Source organism: Psychroflexus halocasei (genome assembly GCF_900107595.1).
Classification (GTDB): domain Bacteria; phylum Bacteroidota; class Bacteroidia; order Flavobacteriales; family Flavobacteriaceae; genus Psychroflexus; species Psychroflexus halocasei.
In genome coordinates this window covers 375,968-396,178 of sequence record NZ_FNQF01000002.1, presented here as the reverse complement: position 1 = coordinate 396,178, position 20,211 = coordinate 375,968, and the positions used below count along the sequence as shown (strand labels likewise).

The window sequence follows — 20,211 nt, the reverse complement described above, 5'->3', positions numbered from 1 at the left end:
AAAAATGAGCATGGAATTAGATAATAATATCGCTTTTGATTTACCAAAAAACCAATCGAACGTCATTAAAGTTATAGGTGTAGGAGGTGGCGGATCCAATGCTATTAATCACATGTTTAGGCAAGGGATTAATGGTGTTGACTTTGTAATCTGTAATACAGATTCACAAGCTTTAGAAAGTAGCCCCGTTCCAAATAAAATTCAATTAGGTGTGAACTTAACTGAAGGACTTGGCGCTGGCGCTAATCCTGATATTGGAAGACAAGCAGCAGAGGAATCTGTAGAAGACATCAAAGATCTTTTAGGAACAAATACTAAAATGCTTTTTATAACTGCCGGAATGGGTGGTGGTACAGGAACAGGTGCTGCACCAGTTATTGCTAAAACAGCAAGAGAATTAGATATTCTAACGGTTGGTATTGTGACGATTCCTTTTCAATTCGAGGGTCGTACTCGAAATGAACAAGCACAAATCGGTGTTGAGGAGTTAAGAAACAATGTTGATTCCTTAATCGTTATCAATAATAATAAATTGAGAGAAGTTTATGGAAACCTCGGATTCAAATCAGGTTTCTCTAAAGCTGATGAAGTTTTAGCAACTGCTTCTCGTGGTATTGCTGAAGTGATTACGCATCACTATACACAAAACATTGACTTGCGTGATGCAAAAACAGTGTTAAGTGACAGCGGAACTGCAATTATGGGTTCATCATCTGCATCTGGTACAAACCGAGCAAATGTGGCTATTGAAAAGGCATTAGAGTCACCTTTATTAAACGACAATAAAATTACTGGAGCTCAAAATGTGCTGTTACTTATTGTTTCTGGTCGTGATGAAATTACACTTGATGAGATTGGAGAAATCAATGATCATATTCAGAAGCAAGCAGGACATAGCGCTAATATCATTATGGGTATCGGCGAAGACGAGGCGCTTGAAGAATCAATTACAGTAACAGTTATTGCAACAGGATTTAATACTGAAACTCAGGATGAAATTGTTAATACTGAAACAAAAAAGATTATTCATACATTAGAAGATGAACAAAAAGCAGAACAAAATTTATCTGCATCAAAATCAAGTTCGACTTTTGATCAACCGATTCCAAAACCCAGTAAATCAAAGCCTGAACCTGAACAAAACACAAATCAGCCTCAGCAAAATAGACCTGAACCCACTCAACCTAAACCGACTCAGCCAGAAAAGCCTGAATCCAATGATGAACAATCTTTGAAATCTGAATCAAGAGAAATTGAGCAAGATTTTGATTTTGAAATTCATGATAAAACACCTCAAGAACCTGAAGTTGAAGAAAAAAAAGAAACTGATACATTTTTAGACTTTGATTTTTCTTCACCTAAAAAAGAAGAGGAAGTTAAGCATGAAGAGGTTTATACATCTCATTCTGATGAAAATCAACATTTTCATTCACAACAAGGCCATGCTCAAAATCGTCAAAGTGAACAAGCGAAATCAGAATCAGTAAAGCGTTATAATTTAGAGGATTTTGAAGATTATAATAGTGATGTTGATTTTGAACCAAAGCAAACGCAAGAACCTGAGGCGTCAAAAAAGCAGCAAGAACTTGATGAGAATCCTGCGTTAAAAGCTGATTTATTTACGAAAAGAGAAGAGCCTAGTTTACCAAAAAATGAAACTCAAGAAGCATCTGCTCCAAAAGAAGTTGATCCTTTTAATTCATCAATAGCTGATCTTGCTGCACGTGCAGAAGAACGTCGTGCTAAGATGAAGCAGTTTAATTATAAGTTCAGAAATAGAAATAATATTGAAGAAATCGAGAAACAACCAGCATACAAACGTGCAGGCGTTGATATTGAAAAACATGATCGTCATCAACAAAATATTTCAAGAACTTCAATTCAAAATGATGAAGACGGAATCACTTTAAAATCTAATAATTCATTTTTACATGATAATGTAGATTAGTAGATTTTGAATTAAAATATAAAAATCGCTTTGAGATTATTTTCAAAGCGATTTTTTTGTTTAAGCGTCAACTTTTCTATACCTATACATGTTCATAAAAAGATGTGTTGACATTTTTCTAGCTCTGTCTTTAGCTGTTTGAGCAACTTCACCCTTAAAAAGTTCATTCACGGTTTTAAACCATAAGTTGAGCCATTCGCCAAATTCTTTCGTCGTTATCTCATGATTGAAACGATTATCGACTTTGATATGTGCAGTTCTTGGATTACCTTTAAAGTTTCTCGCATTCAAAAGTTGAGTGTCCCAAAAATCTGTCAGTTTTTCTAGATGACTATCCCAATCTGAAATCGTTTCATTGAAATAAAACCCTATTTTTTCATTTTGACGAATGCGATCATAAAAAGTATTGACCAATAACTCGACATCAGCTCTGTTTGAAATATCTTTTTTAATCAAAATATAATGTGATATAAGATTGTTAATAAACTTGATGCAACACTGAGGTAAAGTATGTTCAGGACTAAGTTTTCCTTAAGATGAACTATAAAAGCCATATTGTAAATCATGCAGACACTCACAATCCATGTGAGATGTATGAGATTGAAAATTGTATTTCCATCAATCAAAATCATCATGGCGGCAATAGATCCCAAACAACTTGATAAGATGATTCCTAGAACTGCGTTTGCCATATATTCTTCCTGAAACTTCTGATTTAAGTTTTGTAATGCGCTCATAATCTTTTTGTTACAAACTTAAATATAATAAATCTTTTAGTTTATGATTTCAGTCAAGTTGAATTTTAGGCTTTATCAGAAGAATATTTTGCGTTTGATAATTCTAATTTTATTTTTCTTTTCTAAATTTTTACAGGCTCTAATGACTGTTTCAACTCTTAACCCTGTTAAGTCAGCAATTTGTTGACGTTTTAAATCAACCTCAAATTCTTCATGATCTTTAAGATGGTGGACATGTTTTTTTAAAAAATGTAGAAGACTTACAATGCGGTGTTCAGGTTCTTCTGAAGAGATTTCTGAAGCCATCAAAGATTTATAAAACAATCGTTTTGATAAACGCTCGGTGATATGAAAGTGTACTTTTGGTTGCTCTTCAAGCAAGTTGATCAATTTAGGTTTTGAAAGTTTATAAATCAAGGAATCCTCAAGCGCTACAGCTGCCGCGGGATATTTGATATCGGCGAATAATGGTGGCTCTCCAAAACTATCTCCAGCGTAAAAAATGCCTTGAATAAATTCTTTCCCATTTTCATTATAGTTATTCATTTTGACTTGACCTTGATGGATTTGGAAGTAATGATGTGCATTATCATTTTCTTCAAAAATAACTTCATCTTTTTTATATTTTTCAACAGATGCTTGGTAAGCATTCAAAATGTTTTCAGGAACCATTTATCAAGTAGGATTTTACTTCAAAAATAAGACTTAATTATCCGATTAATCAATAAATTGACAAATATCATTTTTATAAGTTTAAGATGAGCGTATTTTTGTTTTATGCAAATTAGAAAACCTCATATTGCTTATTTTCTGATCGTGATCGTTTTATCATTCACAATCAAATCAGCTTTTTTTATGAGTTATTATGCTGTTTTTACGGATACCTTTATAGAGAATTTTTGTGTAAATCAAGATAACGAGGAACTTCAATGTGATGGTAAATGCTATTTATCAAAAGTTCTCGATCAGGATGATTCTTCTGAAGAAAAAAGATTTGAAATTCATGCTGAGAAAGATTTAGTTTTTTCAATCACTTCTTTTGAAAATCCTAAAAATGATGTTATAAATATTAATCATTCACCAAACTACATCTATAATAATTTTTATAATTATTTATTTTCTCAAGCTTTCCTAAAGCCACCATTAGTGAGTTAAACGTTTTAACAATTTAAAATTTTACGTTTAATTAATTCATCACTAACAATGAAATATTTCTTTATTGCAATATTTATGTGTTTCAATTTAACACTTATTGCACAAAACAATTTTTACCAGATAAAAGATGCTAAGACAAATGAGAATTTGACTTTAGCTGCAGCTGAAAATCAACAAAATCAGCGCATCATTCCTGCCAACGATTCAGCGAAAATTAAATTAAAAGTCGGGCAGACTTATGTGATATCTCATATGGGATATCAGAATCTCTTGATTGAAATCACAGATCAAACACCAAGCATCATTTTACTTAAACCAGAAATAAACATCTTAAATGAAGTTTTAATTACTGGAAACCGAATGCAAGATCCAGCCTTGTCAACTTCAACACCAAATTTGGCAGAAAGAGTTGTGCAGCCTAAAAATATTGGAGATTTATTTCAGGATTTAAACGGTTTCTCATTAATCAAACGCGGTAACTACGCTATAGATCCCACTTTCAGAGCTTCACAGTATGAGCAGCTCAACGTTCAATATGATGGAGGCACCAAAATAGTCCATGCTTGTCCTAGTCGAATGGACCCGATCACAACACATGTTTCTCCTGAAGAAATCCAAAAAATTGAAGTCATTAAAGGGCCTTTTAGTATGCGTTATGGTTCCACCTTTGGTGGCGTTGTGAATATGGTGACTAAATCACCACAGCATCAAAAAATCGGTATATCAGGATCAGTTTCTGCGGGTTATGAAACAAATGGTGATGCCATGACAACCTCCGCGAGTTTAAATTATGTTAAAGATAAATTTGATATTAGCGGAAATTGGGGTTATCGTGACTTTGGAAATTATGAAGATGGTGAAGGGATTACCATTCCAAGTCAATTCAGAAGCATAGATTATGGTTTAAAGTTAGGCTATAATTTAACTGAGAATCAACGTTTACAAGCAAGTTGGAAGCAATCTTTTGGTAGAGATGTTTTGCATGCTGGTTTGCCTATGGATACAGAGTTTGATGATTCTTCAATCGCAACTCTAGATTATTCATGGAGTCAAATTTCTGATAACATAAACGGTCTTAAAGCAAAGATATATTATTCCTACGTAGATCATTTAATGTCAAATCTATGGAGACCCAATCGTGGCAGTACAGAAGCTGCTTCACCAGTAGAATCTTTTACAAGTGGTGGAAAAATAGAGTTAGATTGGCAGTTGGCTGATAATATTAGAGTTTTTAGTGGACTAGATGCTTACCAAATTTCTCGTGAAGGTGATAGAACGCGTATTATTAAAAAAGATATGATGGGAAATCCTTTGCCTGAACCAAAAGTTTTTGTTGACCAAATCTGGCAAGACTCCTATGTCAATAATTATGGATTTTTTAATGAAGCAAAATGGAAGTTAAGTGAATTATCACTTGTTACGATAGGCGCACGATATGATTATGTTGTCGCAGAAACTGAAATGCCTGAAGACGATTTTGCAGCATATTATCCTGATCTTGATAAAAGAGAAGAGCATAATTTAAGTTGGACTGCATCTTATAAAACACAGCTTCATGAAAATTTAAATCTCGAATTGGCTTACGGTCGAGGTGTTCGATCAGCAACAATGGCTGAAAGATTTATCAATCATTTTACGGTTGGTTCAGATCCATTTGAATATATTGGAAATCCTAATTTAGATGCAGAAGTTAATAATCAATTTGAAATTGGTTTGAGCGGAAGTGCATCTTTAGGAACAGGTTTTCTTAATCGTTTGGAATACAATTTCTCAACCTATTATTCAATATTTGATAATTATATAGTAGGTATTGTTGATGAAGATTTAGACAGAAAATTTATGCCTCAAATGGAGCCAAAGCATCCTAAAGTTTTTCAAAACTTAAACGATGCTTATAAAACAGGTTTTGAAGCAAGTTTAAATATTGATTTTCTTGAGAATTATTCTTTAGGCATGCGAACTGCTTACGTTTATACTAAAAATAAAGATTTAGGAGAGTCCTTACCTTTGACACCACCTTGGAATAATCGTTTAAACTTATCATATGCAAAAGGCATATTTTGGGCAGATGTATTTTATAATTACGTCAGCAAACAATCCGACATAGCGCCATCTTTTGGTGAGACTGAAACACCTTCTTGGCAAACCGTTGATTTAAAAGCAGGATTACGCTATAAAAAATATGAATTCGGCGTTGCGGCGCTTAATGTTTTTGATGAGGCTTACCGTGATCACTTGAGTTTTTCTTTCAAGAACCAATATGGTTATAATGGTCGATCAATCTTTGAGCCAGGTCGAAACTTTACATTTTTCTTAAAATATAGTTTTTAGTTTGATTGGTTATAAAAAAGCTGTTTTTAAATTTAAAAACAGCTTTTTTATATTTTTAGAAAGTAACTTTTATTGGAAATAACTGAAATTATGATTGTCTTTGATCTTCAATAAACTTTCATAAATTAATTTGATAACATTTTCAACATCATCGCGATGTACCATTTCTACAGTTGTGTGCATATATCTCAAAGGTAGCGAAATCAAAGCTGAAGGAACGCCGCCATTGCTATAAGCAAAAGCATCAGTATCTGTTCCTGTAACACGACTTGCCGCAAGACGTTGAAAAGGTATCTTTTTATCTTCGGCTGCTTCTATGATTAACTCACGTAAATTATTCTGAATAGCTGGCGCATAACTTATGACAGGACCATCACCAATTTGAGTATGACCTTCTTTTTTCTTTTCAATCATTGGTGTTGTTGTATCGTGACAAACATCTGTCACAATAGCAACATCAGGCTTAATGCGTTGTGTAATCATTTCTGCACCGCGCAAACCAACTTCTTCTTGAACAGAATTTGTAATGTATAAGCCAAAATCAAGTTTGACATTATTTTCCTTTAGCATTTTCGCAACTTCAGCAATCATGAAACCACCCATTCTGTTGTCAAGTGCACGACACACAAATTTATTCTCGTTAAGAATAAAAAATTCATCTGGATATGTTATAACACAACCAACGTGAACGCCCATTTTTTCAACCTCTTCTTTTGTTGAGCAGCCAACATCAATACAGATATTTTCTAATTTTGGTGCTTGTTCATTAGATTTGTCTCTTGTATGAATTGCTGGCCAACCAAAAACACCTTTAACGATTCCCTTTTTTGTATGAATATTGACACGTCTAGATGTAGCAATTTGGTGATCACTACCTCCGTTTCTAATCACGTAAATTAATCCATTATCTGTGATATAGTTAACATACCAAGATATTTCATCAGCATGACCTTCTATCACAACTTTGTATTTTGCATCTGGATTAATAACGCCAACAGCAGTTCCGTAATTATCAGTGATAAACTCATCTACATAAGGTCGCAGGTAATCCATCCACATTTTTTGACCTTCAGCTTCATAGCCAGTTGGTGCTGCATTATTTAAATATTTTTCTAAAAATTCTAAAGCATTTTTATCCATTGTTAATTTTTTAAAGTCCAGTGCGAATTTAGAAAAGAAATTAAGACTTTTTCCTTTATAAAAACTTAATTTTGGTACAACTTTGGATGCTCTTCCTGTTATGAAATATGCCTTTTTTTTAATTTGTGTAATATTTAATTTTTATTCTTCTCTTGCGCAAGACACAATTCTTGAGCCAGAAGAGGGAAAACAATTTTATATCTTAGGAATGGATAGTATTCCGGTGAGCAGCATTGAACTTGATGAAGTCATTATCTATCCTAAATTGAAATTATCTCATCGCTCTGATGTTCATGAGTATTTGATTTTAAGGCGAAAAGTAAAACGCGTTTGGCCATATGCTGTGCTGGCATCTCAGAGATTGGATAGTTTAAATAGTCGGCTTAAACGTATTGAATCGAAGAGAAATAAACGTAAATATACCAAGATGATTCAGAATTATATTGAAGAAGAATTTAGTGAAGAACTTAAAAATCTAACTAAAACTGAAGGTCAGATCTTAGTTAAATTAATGCATAGACAAGTTGGTGTTTCTACTTTTGAAACAGTGCGAGAACTTCGTTCTGGCTGGCGTGCCTTCTGGTACAACACAACAGCTAGTTTATTCAGCATTTCTCTTAAAGAAACATATAAACCTTTCGAAGTCAAAGAAGATTTCTACATCGAAAACATACTGATGCAAGCTTTTCAAAATGGTTCTCTAGAATCTCAAAAACCTGATGAACCTATTGACTTCTTTGAGTTATTCGATCATTGGAAAGCTAATAAACAAAGGGGAAGCCTCATCGCACCTCAAATTTCAGATTAAGTTAATCCAATTTTATTTTTGCATTGTGTTTTTCAAGTATATCTAAATGTGTTTTAAGATTGACTTCAAAGTCATCAAAGGTCTCATCATGATGGTTTCTCAATTCCTGTCTTTTAATATTTTTCAAAAAACGACGAATGTCATTTTCGTTTTTAAGAATCAAACCAGGCACTTTTGTTGATTTTCCGTTTCCATCTTTAGCAACCATTGTAAAATAAGATGAGTTACAATGTTTTTTGATGCCTGTTTGAATATTTTCAGATTCAACTCTAACGCCAACAACCATTGATGTTTTGCCGACATAGTTAACAGAAGATTTTAAGGTTAAAAGCTCTCCAACTTCCACAGGATTTAAAAAATCTACACGATCTACACTTGCAGTGACACAGTAATTTTCTGAATGTTTTGAAGCGCAGGCAAAAGCGATTTGATCAAGAAGTGAAAGTATAAATCCACCATGTATTTTTCCGCCAAAATTAGAATGTGATGGCAGCATTAATTGCGAAATTGTGACTTCTGAATCTGATGCGTGTTTGTAATCAATCATGGTTTAATTTTTGGTTTTGGGCATTTGGAATCCAATCTGAATCTAAGTTTTTGGATGTCGAGACGCCGAGTTCTCTGAGTTTTTTTACATCCTTAACTAGATTTTGATTGCCAGTTAGTTTTTTTAAAGCATTTTGGTAAGCCGTATCAGTCGATTTGATACGCTTACCAATGTTTTCTAATTCGTTGAGCAAACTACTGAATTTATCATAAAGATTGCCAGCATGTTTAGCAATTTCATTTGCGTTTTGTTGTTGCTTTTCATTTTTCCAAATGGTTTCAACAGTTCTCAGCGTTGAAAGTAATGTTGTCGGGCTGACTAATAAAATATTTTGATCAAAGGCTGAATAAAAAAATGCAGGATCTTCATTTTGAGCCAGATATAAAGCAGGTTCAATAGGAATAAACATCAATACAAAATCTGGTGAGTGGCGCTGACCTAAATTCTCATATTTTTTTTCACTGAGTTGTTTTAAATGCGTTTTTAATGATTTTAAATGCGCTTTTAAATGCTCTGTTTTTTCTTTTTTATCTGTTGAATTGGCATATTTTTCATAATCGATTAATGAAACTTTCGAGTCAATCACCATCTGCTTTTTGTTAGGTAAATTGATGACAACATCAGGTAAATAACGCCTGCCGGTTTCATCCTCAAAACTTTGCTGTACCTCGTATTCTTCACCTTTTACGAGTCCAGATTTTTCGAGAACTCTTTCTAAAATAAGCTCACCCCAATTGCCTTGAGCTTTGTTGTCACCTTTAAGTGCTTTGGTTAGATTTTCTGCATCTTGGCTGATTTTTCGATTCAAGTCATTCAGGTTTTTGAGTTTTTCACCTAATTCTGAATGCGTTTTCAAGAAATCTAGATTATTCTTATCAACTTTATTTTCAAAATCTTGAATTCGTTCTTTCAGTGGATTTAAAATTTGAGAGATATTATCTTTATTGAGAGAGGTGAATTTGGCAGATTTTTGTTCTAGAATTTTGTTAGCCAGGTTTTCAAAATCTGTTTTAAATTTTTCTTGAAGCTTTTCTAAATCATCTTTTTGATAAATTAGTTTTTCATTTAAGTTTTCGTTTTCAACATTTTTACGCTCTAGCTGAATTTCAACTTCATTTTTTTCTTGAGCTAATTCGTTAACTTTTTTAAATAATCTTTCTTTTTCCTTGGCAGCATCATTTTTGCTTTGTTCGTGCTGCTCTTTAAGCAATTTAATTTCAGTTGAAAGCTTATTCTTTTGAATTTTTTGACCCAAAATAATTCCAATTACGGCAAATAGAATAGCAACACCACTAAAAATGAAAACATCCATCATTTTGTTTTTTTAACTGTTTTTAAAACTAATAAATTAATAGGATTCATTTCTAAACCTTTGACATTCTGATGATAGAAGCGTGTAACTTCGTCGTAATATAAAGGAATAATCGGACTTTCTTCAATAATCAGTTGATCGAGTTTTGTGTACATCTGATATCTTAAACTGTCAGTTGTGGTTCTTTGGCTTTTTTCAAAAATGGAGTCAAATTCTGCATTTTCAAAAAGTGTGTAGTTTGGTCCTTTTGGCGCTTTTTGAGGAGAGTAAAATAAACCCAAATAATTTTCAGCATCAGGATAATCGGCAATCCAACTGGCACGAAATAAATCGAGTTGACCAGCCGATCTCTGCTGTCGAATAGTTGACGGAGGCAAAACTTCAATCGCAACTTGAATTCCAATATCTTCAAGTGATTTCTGAATGTATTCAACTAAATCTAAATAATTAGCGTTTGTTGTAATTTGAAGTTGAGGATTTTTTATACCAGATTCATTTTTAAATTTCTCTAATAGTTTTTTTGCTTTCTGAGGCTGATAGGTGAAAGCTTCTATTTGTTGAAAACCCTGTAAACCTTCAGGGATAAAGCCGTGATGTGCAGGTCTGCCAATGCCGTTGCGCAAATATTTAATCATTTTTCTTCTGTCAAAAGCATAATTGACAGCGCGTCTGAAATCAATGGATTGTATTTCAGGAGACTCACTTTCCATGTTAAAACCTAAATATTCTGTATTTAAATAAGGTGATTTATCTAGAACGATATCATCTTGATATTGCTTTTGTAGCTGGCCAGTATTTGTCAGTAACTCATCTTTATAACTCGGATCAAGACCACTTAAAAAATCTATTTTTCCTTGAACAAAAGCCATAAACTCACTTTGTTTATCTGGTAGAAAAGTAATCGCAACAGCTTCTAAATAGGGAAGTCGCTCTCCATTCTTATCAGTTTCAAAATAAAGTTCATTTTTTCTAAAAACTAATTTTTCATTTTCAATCCAACGTTTAAATTTAAATGGACCAGTGCCAATTGGATTTTTTCTAAGGTTAATTCCATCGGCTTCTTGAGGTAGAATACTACAATACTTCATACTTAAAGTCCCAAGAAATGCAGGAAAAGCTTCTTTAAGTTCAATTACAATAGTCGATTCATCAATCGCTTTGATGTGTTTTACTTTTTCAAGAATCCAGCTTCCTGGGGAGGAAACTTTAGGGTCAGTTAATCGATTGAGGCTGTAAACAACATCTTTCGCAACAAGTTGACGTGTTGAGTCTTTTCCAAAAATTTTGTTTTTATGAAAAAAAACATCATCTCTTAAGTTGAAACGATAGGTTTTAGCATCTTCAGAAATCGTCCAGCTTTTAGCTATATCTGGTTGAATATTTAGCTCATTATCCAATCTGACCAAAGTGTTATACAATTGTTCGCAAGCCCAAATATTACGTTGATCTTTCGCAAAAGCAGGATCTAATGAAGTGATATTGGCATGTTCATTATAGCGAAAGACCATGTGGTCACGTTCTTCTTTTTGATTTGAATTGCATGAAAATAAAGCCGTTGCAATGAAAATTATAATAAAAAAATGTAGAAGCCTATCTTTCAATTTAGTAAAACAGATTTTAGTTGGTATATTTGCAAATTCTAATGCGAATATAAAGAAGATTAACGCACCGCGGCAGTGAGTTTGCGATAAAATCTAATCTGAATTTCGCATACAAAAAGTTTTTTAGAGACCTGAAGAATCGGATACAATGCAGAAAAAAGTCGCTTTTTATACATTAGGATGTAAGTTAAACTTCTCAGAAACATCAACAATATCAAGACAATTTGAAGATAAAGGATATATTAAAACAGATTTTGGTAAGCCTGCTGATATTGTTGTGATCAACACGTGTAGTGTGACTGAAAATGCTGATAAGCGTTTTAAAACCATTGTGCGCCAAGCACAAAAAGTAAATGAAAATGCTTTTATTATCGGGATTGGTTGCTATGCACAACTTAAGCCAGAAGAGCTTGCTGCTATTGATGGTGTCGATTTGGTTTTAGGCGCAACTGAAAAATTCAAAATTACAGATTATATCAACGATTTAAGTAAAAATGATTTTGGCGAAGTGCATTCATGTGAAATTGATGAAGCTGATTTTTATGTCGGTTCTTATTCAATAGGCGATCGAACGAGAGCTTTCTTAAAAGTGCAAGATGGATGTGATTATAAATGTACTTATTGCACAATTCCTTTGGCTCGTGGTATTTCACGTTCAGATAAGCTAGAAAATGTTCTTAAAAACGCAAAGGGTATTTCTGATCAAGACATCAAAGAAATCGTTCTGACAGGTGTAAATATTGGTGATTACGGAAAAGGTGAATTTGGCAACAAAAAGCATGAGCACACTTTCCTTGATTTAGTAAAAGCTCTTGAAACAGTTGACGGAATTGAGCGTTTGAGAATTTCTTCAATCGAGCCAAATCTATTGAAAAATGAAACCATTGATTTTGTAGCAAATAGTCAAAAATTTGTTCCGCATTTTCATATTCCTTTACAAAGTGGAAGTAATGATTTACTCAAGAAAATGAAACGACGTTACATGCGTGAGCTCTATGTTGATAGAGTAGAGCAAATAAAATCTTTGATGCCAGATGCGTGTATTGGTGTTGATGTGATTGTTGGCTTTCCAGGTGAAACGGATGAACATTTCTTAGAAACTTACAATTTCCTCAACGAGCTTGATATTTCTTATTTACACGTTTTCACTTATTCTGAAAGAGAAAACACTTTAGCTGCAGAGATGGATGGTGTTGTCTCTAATGCAAAGCGTAAGAAAAGAAGCAAAATGTTAAGAGGTTTGTCGGCTAAAAAACGTCGAGCTTTTTACGAAAAACAAATTGGTAAAACACATGAGGTCTTATTTGAAGGCGAAAATATTAAGGGTTATATACACGGGTTTACTGAAAACTACGTTAAAATAAAAACACCTTGGAATCCCGAATTAGTCAATACTTTACATGAAATTAGACTTGACGAAATTGCAGAAGACGGTTTGGTGAAGTGCAGTTTTGTGCATGAAGAAGTTTCTGTTTAGATAGAGATTCCGGCTGGAAGTAAATTTTTGTATTTGTTTCTGTTTTTTTTGAAAAATTGAGCGACATCTGGGGATGTTGGCATCACGCTGATGCGTTCATCATCAAAAGTACTCAACACTTCTTTTAAGAAATGATCAATCAAATCTTGATCATCAAATTCAGGCGGAAGATTTAATTTTGTTAAAAAAATTTGTCGTTGCTGCTCTTGATATTCAAGAGAGATAAGACCTTTTTCAGTCTCCATTTCAAATTGTCTTTGAAATTCATTTTTTCTTAATTTTGAGCTTTGATTTTTCATTATAATTGGTATTATATCATTAGGAAAATCCACCATAAAAATACAACATATTAAGTTTAAATCGTAGCTTTGTAAGACGGAATATAAGATGCAGACTTTATGCTGACACATGTTTATTTTATGCCTGGAATGGCTGCCAGTCCAAGGATTTTTGAAAGAATAAAATTACCAGAAAAGCATTTTGAAATGCATTGGTTGAGTTGGAAATTACCAGAGGTAGGCGAGTCTCTTGAAGATTATGCACAGCGTATGGCTAAAGATGTTATTCATGAAAATATTATCTTAATCGGTGTTTCCTTCGGAGGGATTTTGGTTCAGGAAATGAAAAAATTTTTGAACGTCAAAAAAGTAATCATTATTTCAAGTGTAAAATCTCATACCGAGTTGCCAACTCATATGAATTTAGCACGTGATACAAGTTTTTATAAAATATTGCCAACGGGTTTACTCAATTATTTAGACCAAATAGAAAGATTACCAGTGGGGAATACGATTCGTAAAAGAATTGAACTTTATAAAAATTATATGGTGATGAATAATAAAACTTATTTAGATTGGTCTATAGATAAAGTTCTAAATTGGAAAAATGCAGTGCCAGATGAAGATTTGATTCACATACAAGGTGATGAGGATATCGTTTTTCCTATTAAAAATATCACAAACTGTATCACTATCAAAGGAGGAACACATATAATGATACTCAATCGTTACAAATGGTTTAATGAACATTTGCCAGAATTACTAAAATAATAAATTATGTCAATGACAAAGATTTTTAATCAAGCACTAAAATTAACAGGAGCACTTGCGCTTCTATTTATCGCTTATTTAGGTGTCACCAGTTTTACGCAAACTAGTGCAAAGGAGCAAAGAACAAAAAAGGAAGAACGTCAAAAATCTTTTAAAGAAGATTACAATGTTTTCGCTTTAGAGGTTCCAAATCAAATTGATTTTGCAGGTGAAAATGTGCCGCTTGATGATCCAGACATCCATGAAAGACTTGATAGAGAACTTTTGGTTAATACATATTGGCAATCAAATGCTTTGTTGTTGATTAAAAGAGCGCACAAATATTTTCCGTTAATCGAACCTATCCTCAAAGAAGAGGGTGTGCCAGAAGATTTCAAATACTTAGCCGTTGCTGAAAGTGGCTTAACTCAGGTTGTTTCTCCTGCTGGAGCAACAGGTTTTTGGCAAATACTTTCTCAAACGGGACGCGAATACGGGCTTGAAGTTAATAGTAATGTAGATGAGCGTTACCATATTGAAAAATCAACACGAGCAGCTTGTCAATATCTTAAAAAAGCTAAAGAGAAATTTGGAACATGGAGCTTAGCTGCAGCATCTTATAATAGAGGTATGTCAGGAATTAGCAGACAAATGGAGCGTCAGAAAACAGATAATTATTATGATTTACTTCTCAATGAAGAAACAAGACGTTATGTTTTTAGAATTTTGGCAATCAAAACAATTATGACAGACCCTAGTGATTATGGCTATCACTATAAGAAGGGTGATCTTTATGAATTGATGCCAACAAAGATTGTTGAAGTAGATACAGTTGTTTCAGATTTTGCTGACTTTGCTAAAAACTACAATTTATCTTACAAAACTTTTAAAAATTACAATACATGGCTGAGAGATACGCATTTGAACAATGCTTCTCGTAAAAATTATGAAATTAAAATTCCACTTTTAAAATAAACTTTATGTCAGCTTCATTTTTGTTTTTTCTGGTTTTAATTGGTCTTTTAAGTGGTTTCATGAGTGGAATATTTGGTGTAGGAGGCGGCGTTATTATGGTGCCTTTACTACTTCTGTTATTAGGCTCTCAACAAGAAGCTCAAGGGACAAGTTTAGCTGTGTTAGCAGTACCAGTTACTTTTGCAGCCGCTTATAATTATTACCAAGAAGGTCATGTCAACTGGAAGTATGCCTTAATTATGGCGATTTTTTTTGTTGTAGGAGGTTATTTAGGATCCAAATTGGCTGTAACAATTAGTGAGTCTCTTTTAAAGCGTTTATTTGGCGCTTTGATGCTTATTGTCGGTCTTCGGATGATTTTTCAGAAATAAGTTTATAAGAACTATCAAAGGCACGATTAATTTTCTCTTCTATTGATTCAACACAAGTTTGTTTTGCTTGACTTTCTTCAACGTGAAAAGGGGTTGCTACTGGTCGGTCAACATCCATAACACGCTTGTTTTTATTTATGACAAAAGAAGTTGGAACTCCTAAAACATGTTTTAAAGCTTTGATAGTATAAGCGTCTTTATTTTGCATTTCATCAATATAAACTACGTTGACATGGCGTGAGTATTTGCGTCCTTGCTTTTTCATTTTTTGCTTATTATCCCAAAACAGAACAACAAATTTGATTTCTTTTTTGTACTTTTTGGCTAATCTATTAATTGCTGGTATTTCGCCAATATTAGGAAGCGACCATGAACTTCTGGTCATTAAATAAATAGGAAGATCAATGTCATAAAGAGATTTATGCCTAGACCTGAATTTATTCCAAGTGAAATCATTCATGATTTTATTATGAAGATTATCTTCGATAAAATCTCTAAATATTTTATCTACCTTATCGTAATCTTGATTGAGGTATGCATTGTGGATTTTGTAATCAAACTCTCTATGATTAGCGAGTACGTTTTCAAAAACAAAATCATCTAAGCTTGATTGATCATCTTGCGCATAAGATAATTGAAAAAACAAGAATAGTATTGTGATTAGTTTTAGCATTAGTTTTGGTTGGTTATTTGTAAATTTAGGAAAAAATGATAACCTACAGTTATATAATACAGATTTAATCTATTGAACTCAAGTTCAATAGTGATTTTAATAGTTACTTTAGATTAAGATAGAATTCTGGTTATGATTCTTTTTTTCGTATAATATGGATATGTCCAACACTTCGACAATATATAGCAGAAAAAAACTTGAGAAAGTGGAAAAACTACTTATCAATACAGATCTCAAAATTCAAGATATCGCGATTGATTTAGGTTTCAACTCTATCTCAAGCTTAAATCAAGTTTTCAAAAGACGTTTTGGACAAACGCCCATGAGTTTCAGAAAATCAAAGCTCTAGATTTTTTTCATCTGTTGCTTCATCATTCTTATCTGGTCGGTCATCATCCCATTTTTATCTAGCTTTTTTGCTTCCTTAAGGAGCATTTGCGCTTCTCTTTTTCTGCGTTTAGTCATTGCAATTCCCGCCAAGTTGAGTTTTGCCATCGCCAAATCATGATCCATTGATAAACCGAGTTTAATCGCTTTTTTGAAATACTTTTCGGCTTGCGTCATGTTTTTTTGTGAAAGCATCAAACCGTGTAAATAATTGTAATAGCCTAATTGCTTTTGAGTAAGTGCCGATTCAGGATTTTTGATGCGGTCGAGCCATTTTTTGGCACCATCAAAATCTTGCTTACGCAATCTTAAAAATGCCAAAAGAATCATTTCATTTTTAAAATAAAGAAAGATGAAAATTCCTGAGAATAAAATAAGCGAAATGCCGTTACCAATAAACGATTCGGTGATTTGGTAAATACCAAATGCAATAATCAATCCGGCGATAATGAGTTTTAAATTTTTATTGAACATGTTTAAGTTTTAGTCAATTTGCAAATTTACAAAAAAGAATGAGAAAATCTTTAAGTACAAGTTTGCTTAAAAAAGGTTTTATTGTATATTTGCACGCGATAAAATAAATACTAAGATTAATAAAACATAAAGATAATGAAAAGAACTTTCCAACCTTCGAAAAGAAAACGTAAGAACAAACATGGTTTTAGAGAGAGAATGGCTTCTAAGAATGGAAGAAAGGTTCTTTCAAGAAGAAGAGCAAAAGGTAGAAAAAGATTATCTGTGTCATCTGAATTAAGCATGAGAAAAAGATAATCTATGATCACTTAATCATATTTTAAAGGTGTTGTTTTTTAAAAGCAACACCTTTTTTTATACAATTCAATGAAATTTCAACGCCCATTATTATGCCTAAAAATCACGATCTAAAAAACGTTTTACTAATTGGTTCTGGTCCAATTGTTATTGGTCAAGCTTGCGAATTTGATTACTCTGGTTCACAATCCTTAAGATCGCTAAGAGAAGACGGTATCAAAACGATATTGATCAACTCAAACCCAGCAACTATAATGACTGATCCAACAATGGCAGATCACGTTTATCTTAAGCCATTAACGATCAAGTCGATTATTGAAATACTTAAATTACATCCAGAAATTGATGCTGTTTTACCAACAATGGGAGGACAAACCGCATTAAATCTTTGTATTGAAGCTGACGAAAAAGGAATATGGAAAGATTTTGATGTCAAGCTTATCGGTGTCGATATTGATGCGATTAATATTACCGAAGATCGAGAAGAGTTCAGAAAACTCATGCAGAAAATCGATATTCCTGTGGCACCTTCAAAAACTGTAACTTCTTACCTTGAAGGAAAAGAAGTTGCTCAAGAATTTGGTTTTCCTCTAGTTATTCGAGCTTCTTTTACACTAGGAGGGACAGGCGCTTCTTTTGTGCATACTGAAGATCAGTTTGAAAAACTTCTTCATCGTGGACTTGAAGCTTCACCGATACATGAAGTTTTAATCGATAAAGCTTTATTAGGTTGGAAAGAATATGAGCTTGAGTTATTGCGTGATGCCAATGATAATGTAACTATTATTTGTAGCATTGAGAATATGGATCCGATGGGAATCCATACTGGTGACTCAATTACTGTTGCACCAGCAATGACCTTAAGCGATAAAACATATCAACGCATGCGTGATATGGCTATCAAAATGATGCGAAGTATTGGAGATTTTGCTGGAGGTTGTAATGTGCAATTTGCAGTAAGCCCTGATGAAAATGAGGATATCATCGCTATTGAAATTAACCCTAGAGTTTCTCGTTCTTCCGCATTAGCGTCTAAAGCAACGGGTTATCCAATTGCTAAAATTGCGACAAAACTCGCAATAGGCTATCACTTAGATGAGCTTGAAAACCAAATTACCAAAACAACTTCAGCTTACTTCGAGCCAACTTTAGATTACGTTATTGTTAAAATTCCACGATGGAATTTTGATAAATTTGAAGGTTCCGATCGAACTTTAGGTTTACAGATGAAAGCTGTCGGTGAGGTGATGGGAATCGGCCGTTCTTTTCAAGAAGCCTTACACAAAGCAACACAGTCGCTTGAAATCAAACGAAATGGCTTAGGTGCAGATGGAAAAGGTTATAAAGATTATAATCAAATTCTAGAAAAACTTGAATTTGCAAGTTGGGATAGAGTTTTTGTCATTTACGATGCCATTCAAATGGGAATTCCTCTCAGTCGAATTCATGAAATCACTAAAATTGACATGTGGTTCTTAAAACAATATGAAGAACTTCATTTTTTAGAAAAAGAAATAGAAAAGTTTACGATTGAAACACTTCAAAAGCCACTTTTACTTGAAGCGAAACAAAAAGGTTTTGCAGATAGACAAATCGCACACATGCTGAATTGTTTAGAAAGTGAAGTTTATAATAAACGAAGTGACCTCAATATTAATCGCGTTTATAAACTTGTTGATACTTGTGCCGCTGAATTTGAAGCACAAACACCATATTATTATTCAACTTTTGAGGCAGAGATAGAAACAGCTGATGGAGAAATTTATGTTGAAAATGAAAGTGAAGTTTCAGACAAGAAAAAAATTATTGTTCTAGGATCTGGACCAAACCGAATTGGCCAAGGAATAGAATTTGATTATTGCTGTGTTCATGGTGTGCTCGCTGCTTCCGAATGTGGTTACGAAACTATTATGATTAACTGTAACCCAGAAACAGTTTCTACCGACTTTGACATTGCTGATAAACTTTATTTTGAACCCGTTTTTTGGGAACATATTTACGATATCATCAGGCATGAAAAACCTGATGGCGTGATCGTTCAATTGGGCGGACAAACAGCGCTTAAACTAGCAGAAAAGTTAGACAGATACGGTATAAATATCATAGGGACAAACTATCAATCTTTAGATTTAGCTGAAGATAGAGGAAGCTTTTCAACTTTATTAAAAGATAATGATATTCCTTATCCAGAGTTTGGTGTTGCTGAAACTGCAGACCAAGCTTTAAAACTCTCTGATGAATTAGACTTTCCAATTCTTGTAAGACCTTCATATGTTTTAGGTGGTCAAGGGATGAAAATTGTGATCAACAAAAAAGAGTTAGAAGCGCATGTTGTCGATTTGTTAAGTAAAATTCCAAATAACAAACTTCTTTTAGATCATTATTTAGATGGAGCTATTGAAGCAGAAGCTGATGCAATATGTGATGGTGAAGATGTTTATATTATCGGAATAATGGAGCATATCGAGCCTTGCGGAATTCATTCAGGTGACTCAAACGCAACATTACCTCCTTTTAATTTAGGAAACTTAGTGATTGAACAAATCAAAGATCACACGCGTAAAATCGCTCTTGCTCTTAATACAGTTGGGTTAATCAACATTCAATTTGCCGTGAAAGATGATGAGGTCTTTATTATTGAAGCAAACCCAAGAGCTTCTCGTACGGTTCCTTTTATCGCAAAAGCTTATGGCGAACCATATGTGAATTTTGCAACCAAGGTTATGCTAGGGCATGCAAAGGTGAAAGACTTTGATTTTAATCCACAATTAGAAGGTTACGCGATAAAACAACCAGTTTTTTCTTTTGATAAATTTCATAATGTGAATAAGCAACTAGGTCCTGAAATGAAAAGTACAGGAGAAAGTATTTTATTTATCGATAGTTTACGAGATGATGATTTTTATAATCTTTATGCAAAAAGACGCATGTATTTAAGTAAATAATAACT

General features: G+C 33.3%; 21 protein-coding genes. 11 read left to right on the top strand and 10 right to left on the bottom strand.

Annotation, left to right across the window (positions count from 1 at the left end):
• The first annotated feature begins 4 nt into the window (after positions 1-4).
• Entirely contained in the window at positions 5-1,948 is a 1,944-nt protein-coding gene (gene ftsZ / locus BLV84_RS03825; protein WP_093239742.1) for a cell division protein FtsZ, read from the top strand.
• A gap of 60 nt (positions 1,949-2,008) precedes the next feature.
• Here ftsZ and BLV84_RS03820 read toward each other — a convergent pair whose 3' ends face one another.
• The 3 genes from BLV84_RS03820 to BLV84_RS03810 form a co-directional block, all read right to left on the bottom strand.
• Positions 2,009-2,404, bottom strand: a complete 396-nt coding sequence (locus tag BLV84_RS03820; protein ID WP_317041002.1) for a group III truncated hemoglobin — start codon at positions 2,402-2,404, stop codon at positions 2,009-2,011.
• Positions 2,401-2,685, bottom strand: a complete 285-nt coding sequence (locus BLV84_RS03815) for a hypothetical protein (RefSeq protein ID WP_093239739.1) — start codon at positions 2,683-2,685, stop codon at positions 2,401-2,403. Before BLV84_RS03815 ends, BLV84_RS03820 begins: the two co-directional genes overlap by 4 nt.
• Positions 2,686-2,760: 75 nt before the next feature.
• Positions 2,761-3,357: a Crp/Fnr family transcriptional regulator gene (locus BLV84_RS03810; RefSeq protein ID WP_093239737.1), complete on the bottom strand. Its 597-nt coding sequence runs from the start codon at positions 3,355-3,357 to the stop codon at positions 2,761-2,763.
• Positions 3,358-3,462: 105 nt separating this feature from the next.
• Here BLV84_RS03810 and BLV84_RS03805 point away from each other — a divergent pair, with 105 nt between their 5' ends.
• Both BLV84_RS03805 and BLV84_RS03800 read left to right on the top strand, forming a co-directional pair.
• On the top strand, positions 3,463-3,840 hold the full coding sequence (locus BLV84_RS03805; protein WP_093239735.1) for a hypothetical protein: 378 nt from the start codon (positions 3,463-3,465) through the stop codon (positions 3,838-3,840).
• Positions 3,841-3,888: 48 nt separating this feature from the next.
• The gene (locus BLV84_RS03800) at positions 3,889-6,171 is read left to right on the top strand and encodes a TonB-dependent receptor (RefSeq protein WP_093239732.1); all 2,283 of its coding nucleotides are present in this window, start codon (positions 3,889-3,891) and stop codon (positions 6,169-6,171) included.
• Positions 6,172-6,240: 69 nt separating this feature from the next.
• On the opposite strand, the gene BLV84_RS03795 is transcribed toward BLV84_RS03800, so the two are convergent.
• Positions 6,241-7,311 (bottom strand): M42 family metallopeptidase, encoded by a 1,071-nt coding sequence (locus BLV84_RS03795; protein WP_200796252.1) that lies wholly within the window; start codon positions 7,309-7,311, stop codon positions 6,241-6,243.
• A gap of 100 nt (positions 7,312-7,411) precedes the next feature.
• Between BLV84_RS03795 and BLV84_RS03790 the strand changes: the two genes are divergently transcribed.
• Positions 7,412-8,119, top strand: coding sequence for a DUF4294 domain-containing protein (locus tag BLV84_RS03790; protein ID WP_093240018.1), 708 nt, complete (start codon positions 7,412-7,414; stop codon positions 8,117-8,119).
• Position 8,120: 1 nt separating this feature from the next.
• On the opposite strand, the gene BLV84_RS03785 is transcribed toward BLV84_RS03790, so the two are convergent.
• From BLV84_RS03785 to BLV84_RS03775, 3 genes are read right to left on the bottom strand one after another with little or no spacing between them, the layout of a single operon-like run.
• Positions 8,121-8,666, bottom strand: coding sequence for an acyl-CoA thioesterase (locus tag BLV84_RS03785; protein WP_093239726.1), 546 nt, complete (start codon positions 8,664-8,666; stop codon positions 8,121-8,123).
• Positions 8,659-9,978 (bottom strand): DNA recombination protein RmuC, encoded by a 1,320-nt coding sequence (gene rmuC, locus BLV84_RS03780; RefSeq protein WP_093239723.1) that lies wholly within the window; start codon positions 9,976-9,978, stop codon positions 8,659-8,661. Before rmuC ends, BLV84_RS03785 begins: the two co-directional genes overlap by 8 nt.
• On the bottom strand, positions 9,978-11,486 hold the full coding sequence (locus tag BLV84_RS03775) for an ABC transporter substrate-binding protein (protein WP_093240013.1): 1,509 nt from the start codon (positions 11,484-11,486) through the stop codon (positions 9,978-9,980). Before BLV84_RS03775 ends, rmuC begins: the two co-directional genes overlap by 1 nt.
• Before the next feature lie 241 nt (positions 11,487-11,727).
• On the opposite strand from BLV84_RS03775, the gene mtaB reads away from it, so the two are divergent.
• Complete coding sequence (gene mtaB, locus BLV84_RS03770) at positions 11,728-13,056, top strand: tRNA (N(6)-L-threonylcarbamoyladenosine(37)-C(2))-methylthiotransferase MtaB (protein ID WP_093239720.1); 1,329 nt, start codon at positions 11,728-11,730, stop codon at positions 13,054-13,056.
• Here mtaB and BLV84_RS03765 read toward each other — a convergent pair.
• Positions 13,053-13,355, bottom strand: a complete 303-nt coding sequence (locus BLV84_RS03765) for an N-acetyltransferase (protein ID WP_093239717.1) — start codon at positions 13,353-13,355, stop codon at positions 13,053-13,055. The genes mtaB and BLV84_RS03765 overlap by 4 nt on opposite strands.
• A 99-nt stretch (positions 13,356-13,454) precedes the next feature.
• Here BLV84_RS03765 and BLV84_RS03760 point away from each other — a divergent pair, with 99 nt between their 5' ends.
• Genes BLV84_RS03760 through BLV84_RS03750 form a run of 3 tightly spaced genes read left to right on the top strand, consistent with a single transcriptional unit; the run spans position 13,455 to position 15,430 of the window.
• Positions 13,455-14,105: a lipase family protein gene (locus BLV84_RS03760; protein ID WP_234953086.1), complete on the top strand. Its 651-nt coding sequence runs from the start codon at positions 13,455-13,457 to the stop codon at positions 14,103-14,105.
• Positions 14,106-14,111: 6 nt separating this feature from the next.
• Positions 14,112-15,059 (top strand): transglycosylase SLT domain-containing protein, encoded by a 948-nt coding sequence (locus tag BLV84_RS03755; protein WP_394330491.1) that lies wholly within the window; start codon positions 14,112-14,114, stop codon positions 15,057-15,059.
• Between the two features lie 5 nt (positions 15,060-15,064).
• Positions 15,065-15,430, top strand: coding sequence for a sulfite exporter TauE/SafE family protein (locus BLV84_RS03750; protein WP_093239714.1), 366 nt, complete (start codon positions 15,065-15,067; stop codon positions 15,428-15,430).
• Here BLV84_RS03750 and BLV84_RS03745 read toward each other — a convergent pair.
• The gene (locus BLV84_RS03745) at positions 15,396-16,103 is read right to left on the bottom strand and encodes a TlpA family protein disulfide reductase (RefSeq protein ID WP_093239711.1); all 708 of its coding nucleotides are present in this window, start codon (positions 16,101-16,103) and stop codon (positions 15,396-15,398) included. The genes BLV84_RS03750 and BLV84_RS03745 overlap by 35 nt on opposite strands.
• A gap of 154 nt (positions 16,104-16,257) precedes the next feature.
• On the opposite strand from BLV84_RS03745, the gene BLV84_RS03740 reads away from it, so the two are divergent.
• Complete coding sequence (locus BLV84_RS03740) at positions 16,258-16,452, top strand: helix-turn-helix domain-containing protein (RefSeq protein WP_093239708.1); 195 nt, start codon at positions 16,258-16,260, stop codon at positions 16,450-16,452.
• On the opposite strand, the gene BLV84_RS03735 is transcribed toward BLV84_RS03740, so the two are convergent.
• Positions 16,449-16,964, bottom strand: coding sequence for a tetratricopeptide repeat protein (locus tag BLV84_RS03735; RefSeq protein ID WP_093239706.1), 516 nt, complete (start codon positions 16,962-16,964; stop codon positions 16,449-16,451). The two genes, BLV84_RS03740 and BLV84_RS03735, sit on opposite strands and share 4 nt — an antisense overlap.
• Positions 16,965-17,099: 135 nt before the next feature.
• Here BLV84_RS03735 and rpmH point away from each other — a divergent pair, with 135 nt between their 5' ends.
• Together rpmH and carB are read left to right on the top strand one after the other, a co-directional pair.
• Positions 17,100-17,261: a 50S ribosomal protein L34 gene (rpmH, locus tag BLV84_RS03730; RefSeq protein ID WP_093239703.1), complete on the top strand. Its 162-nt coding sequence runs from the start codon at positions 17,100-17,102 to the stop codon at positions 17,259-17,261.
• Positions 17,262-17,353: 92 nt separating this feature from the next.
• Positions 17,354-20,206: a carbamoyl-phosphate synthase large subunit gene (gene carB / locus BLV84_RS03725; protein WP_093239700.1), complete on the top strand. Its 2,853-nt coding sequence runs from the start codon at positions 17,354-17,356 to the stop codon at positions 20,204-20,206.
• Positions 20,207-20,211 lie beyond the last annotated feature (5 nt).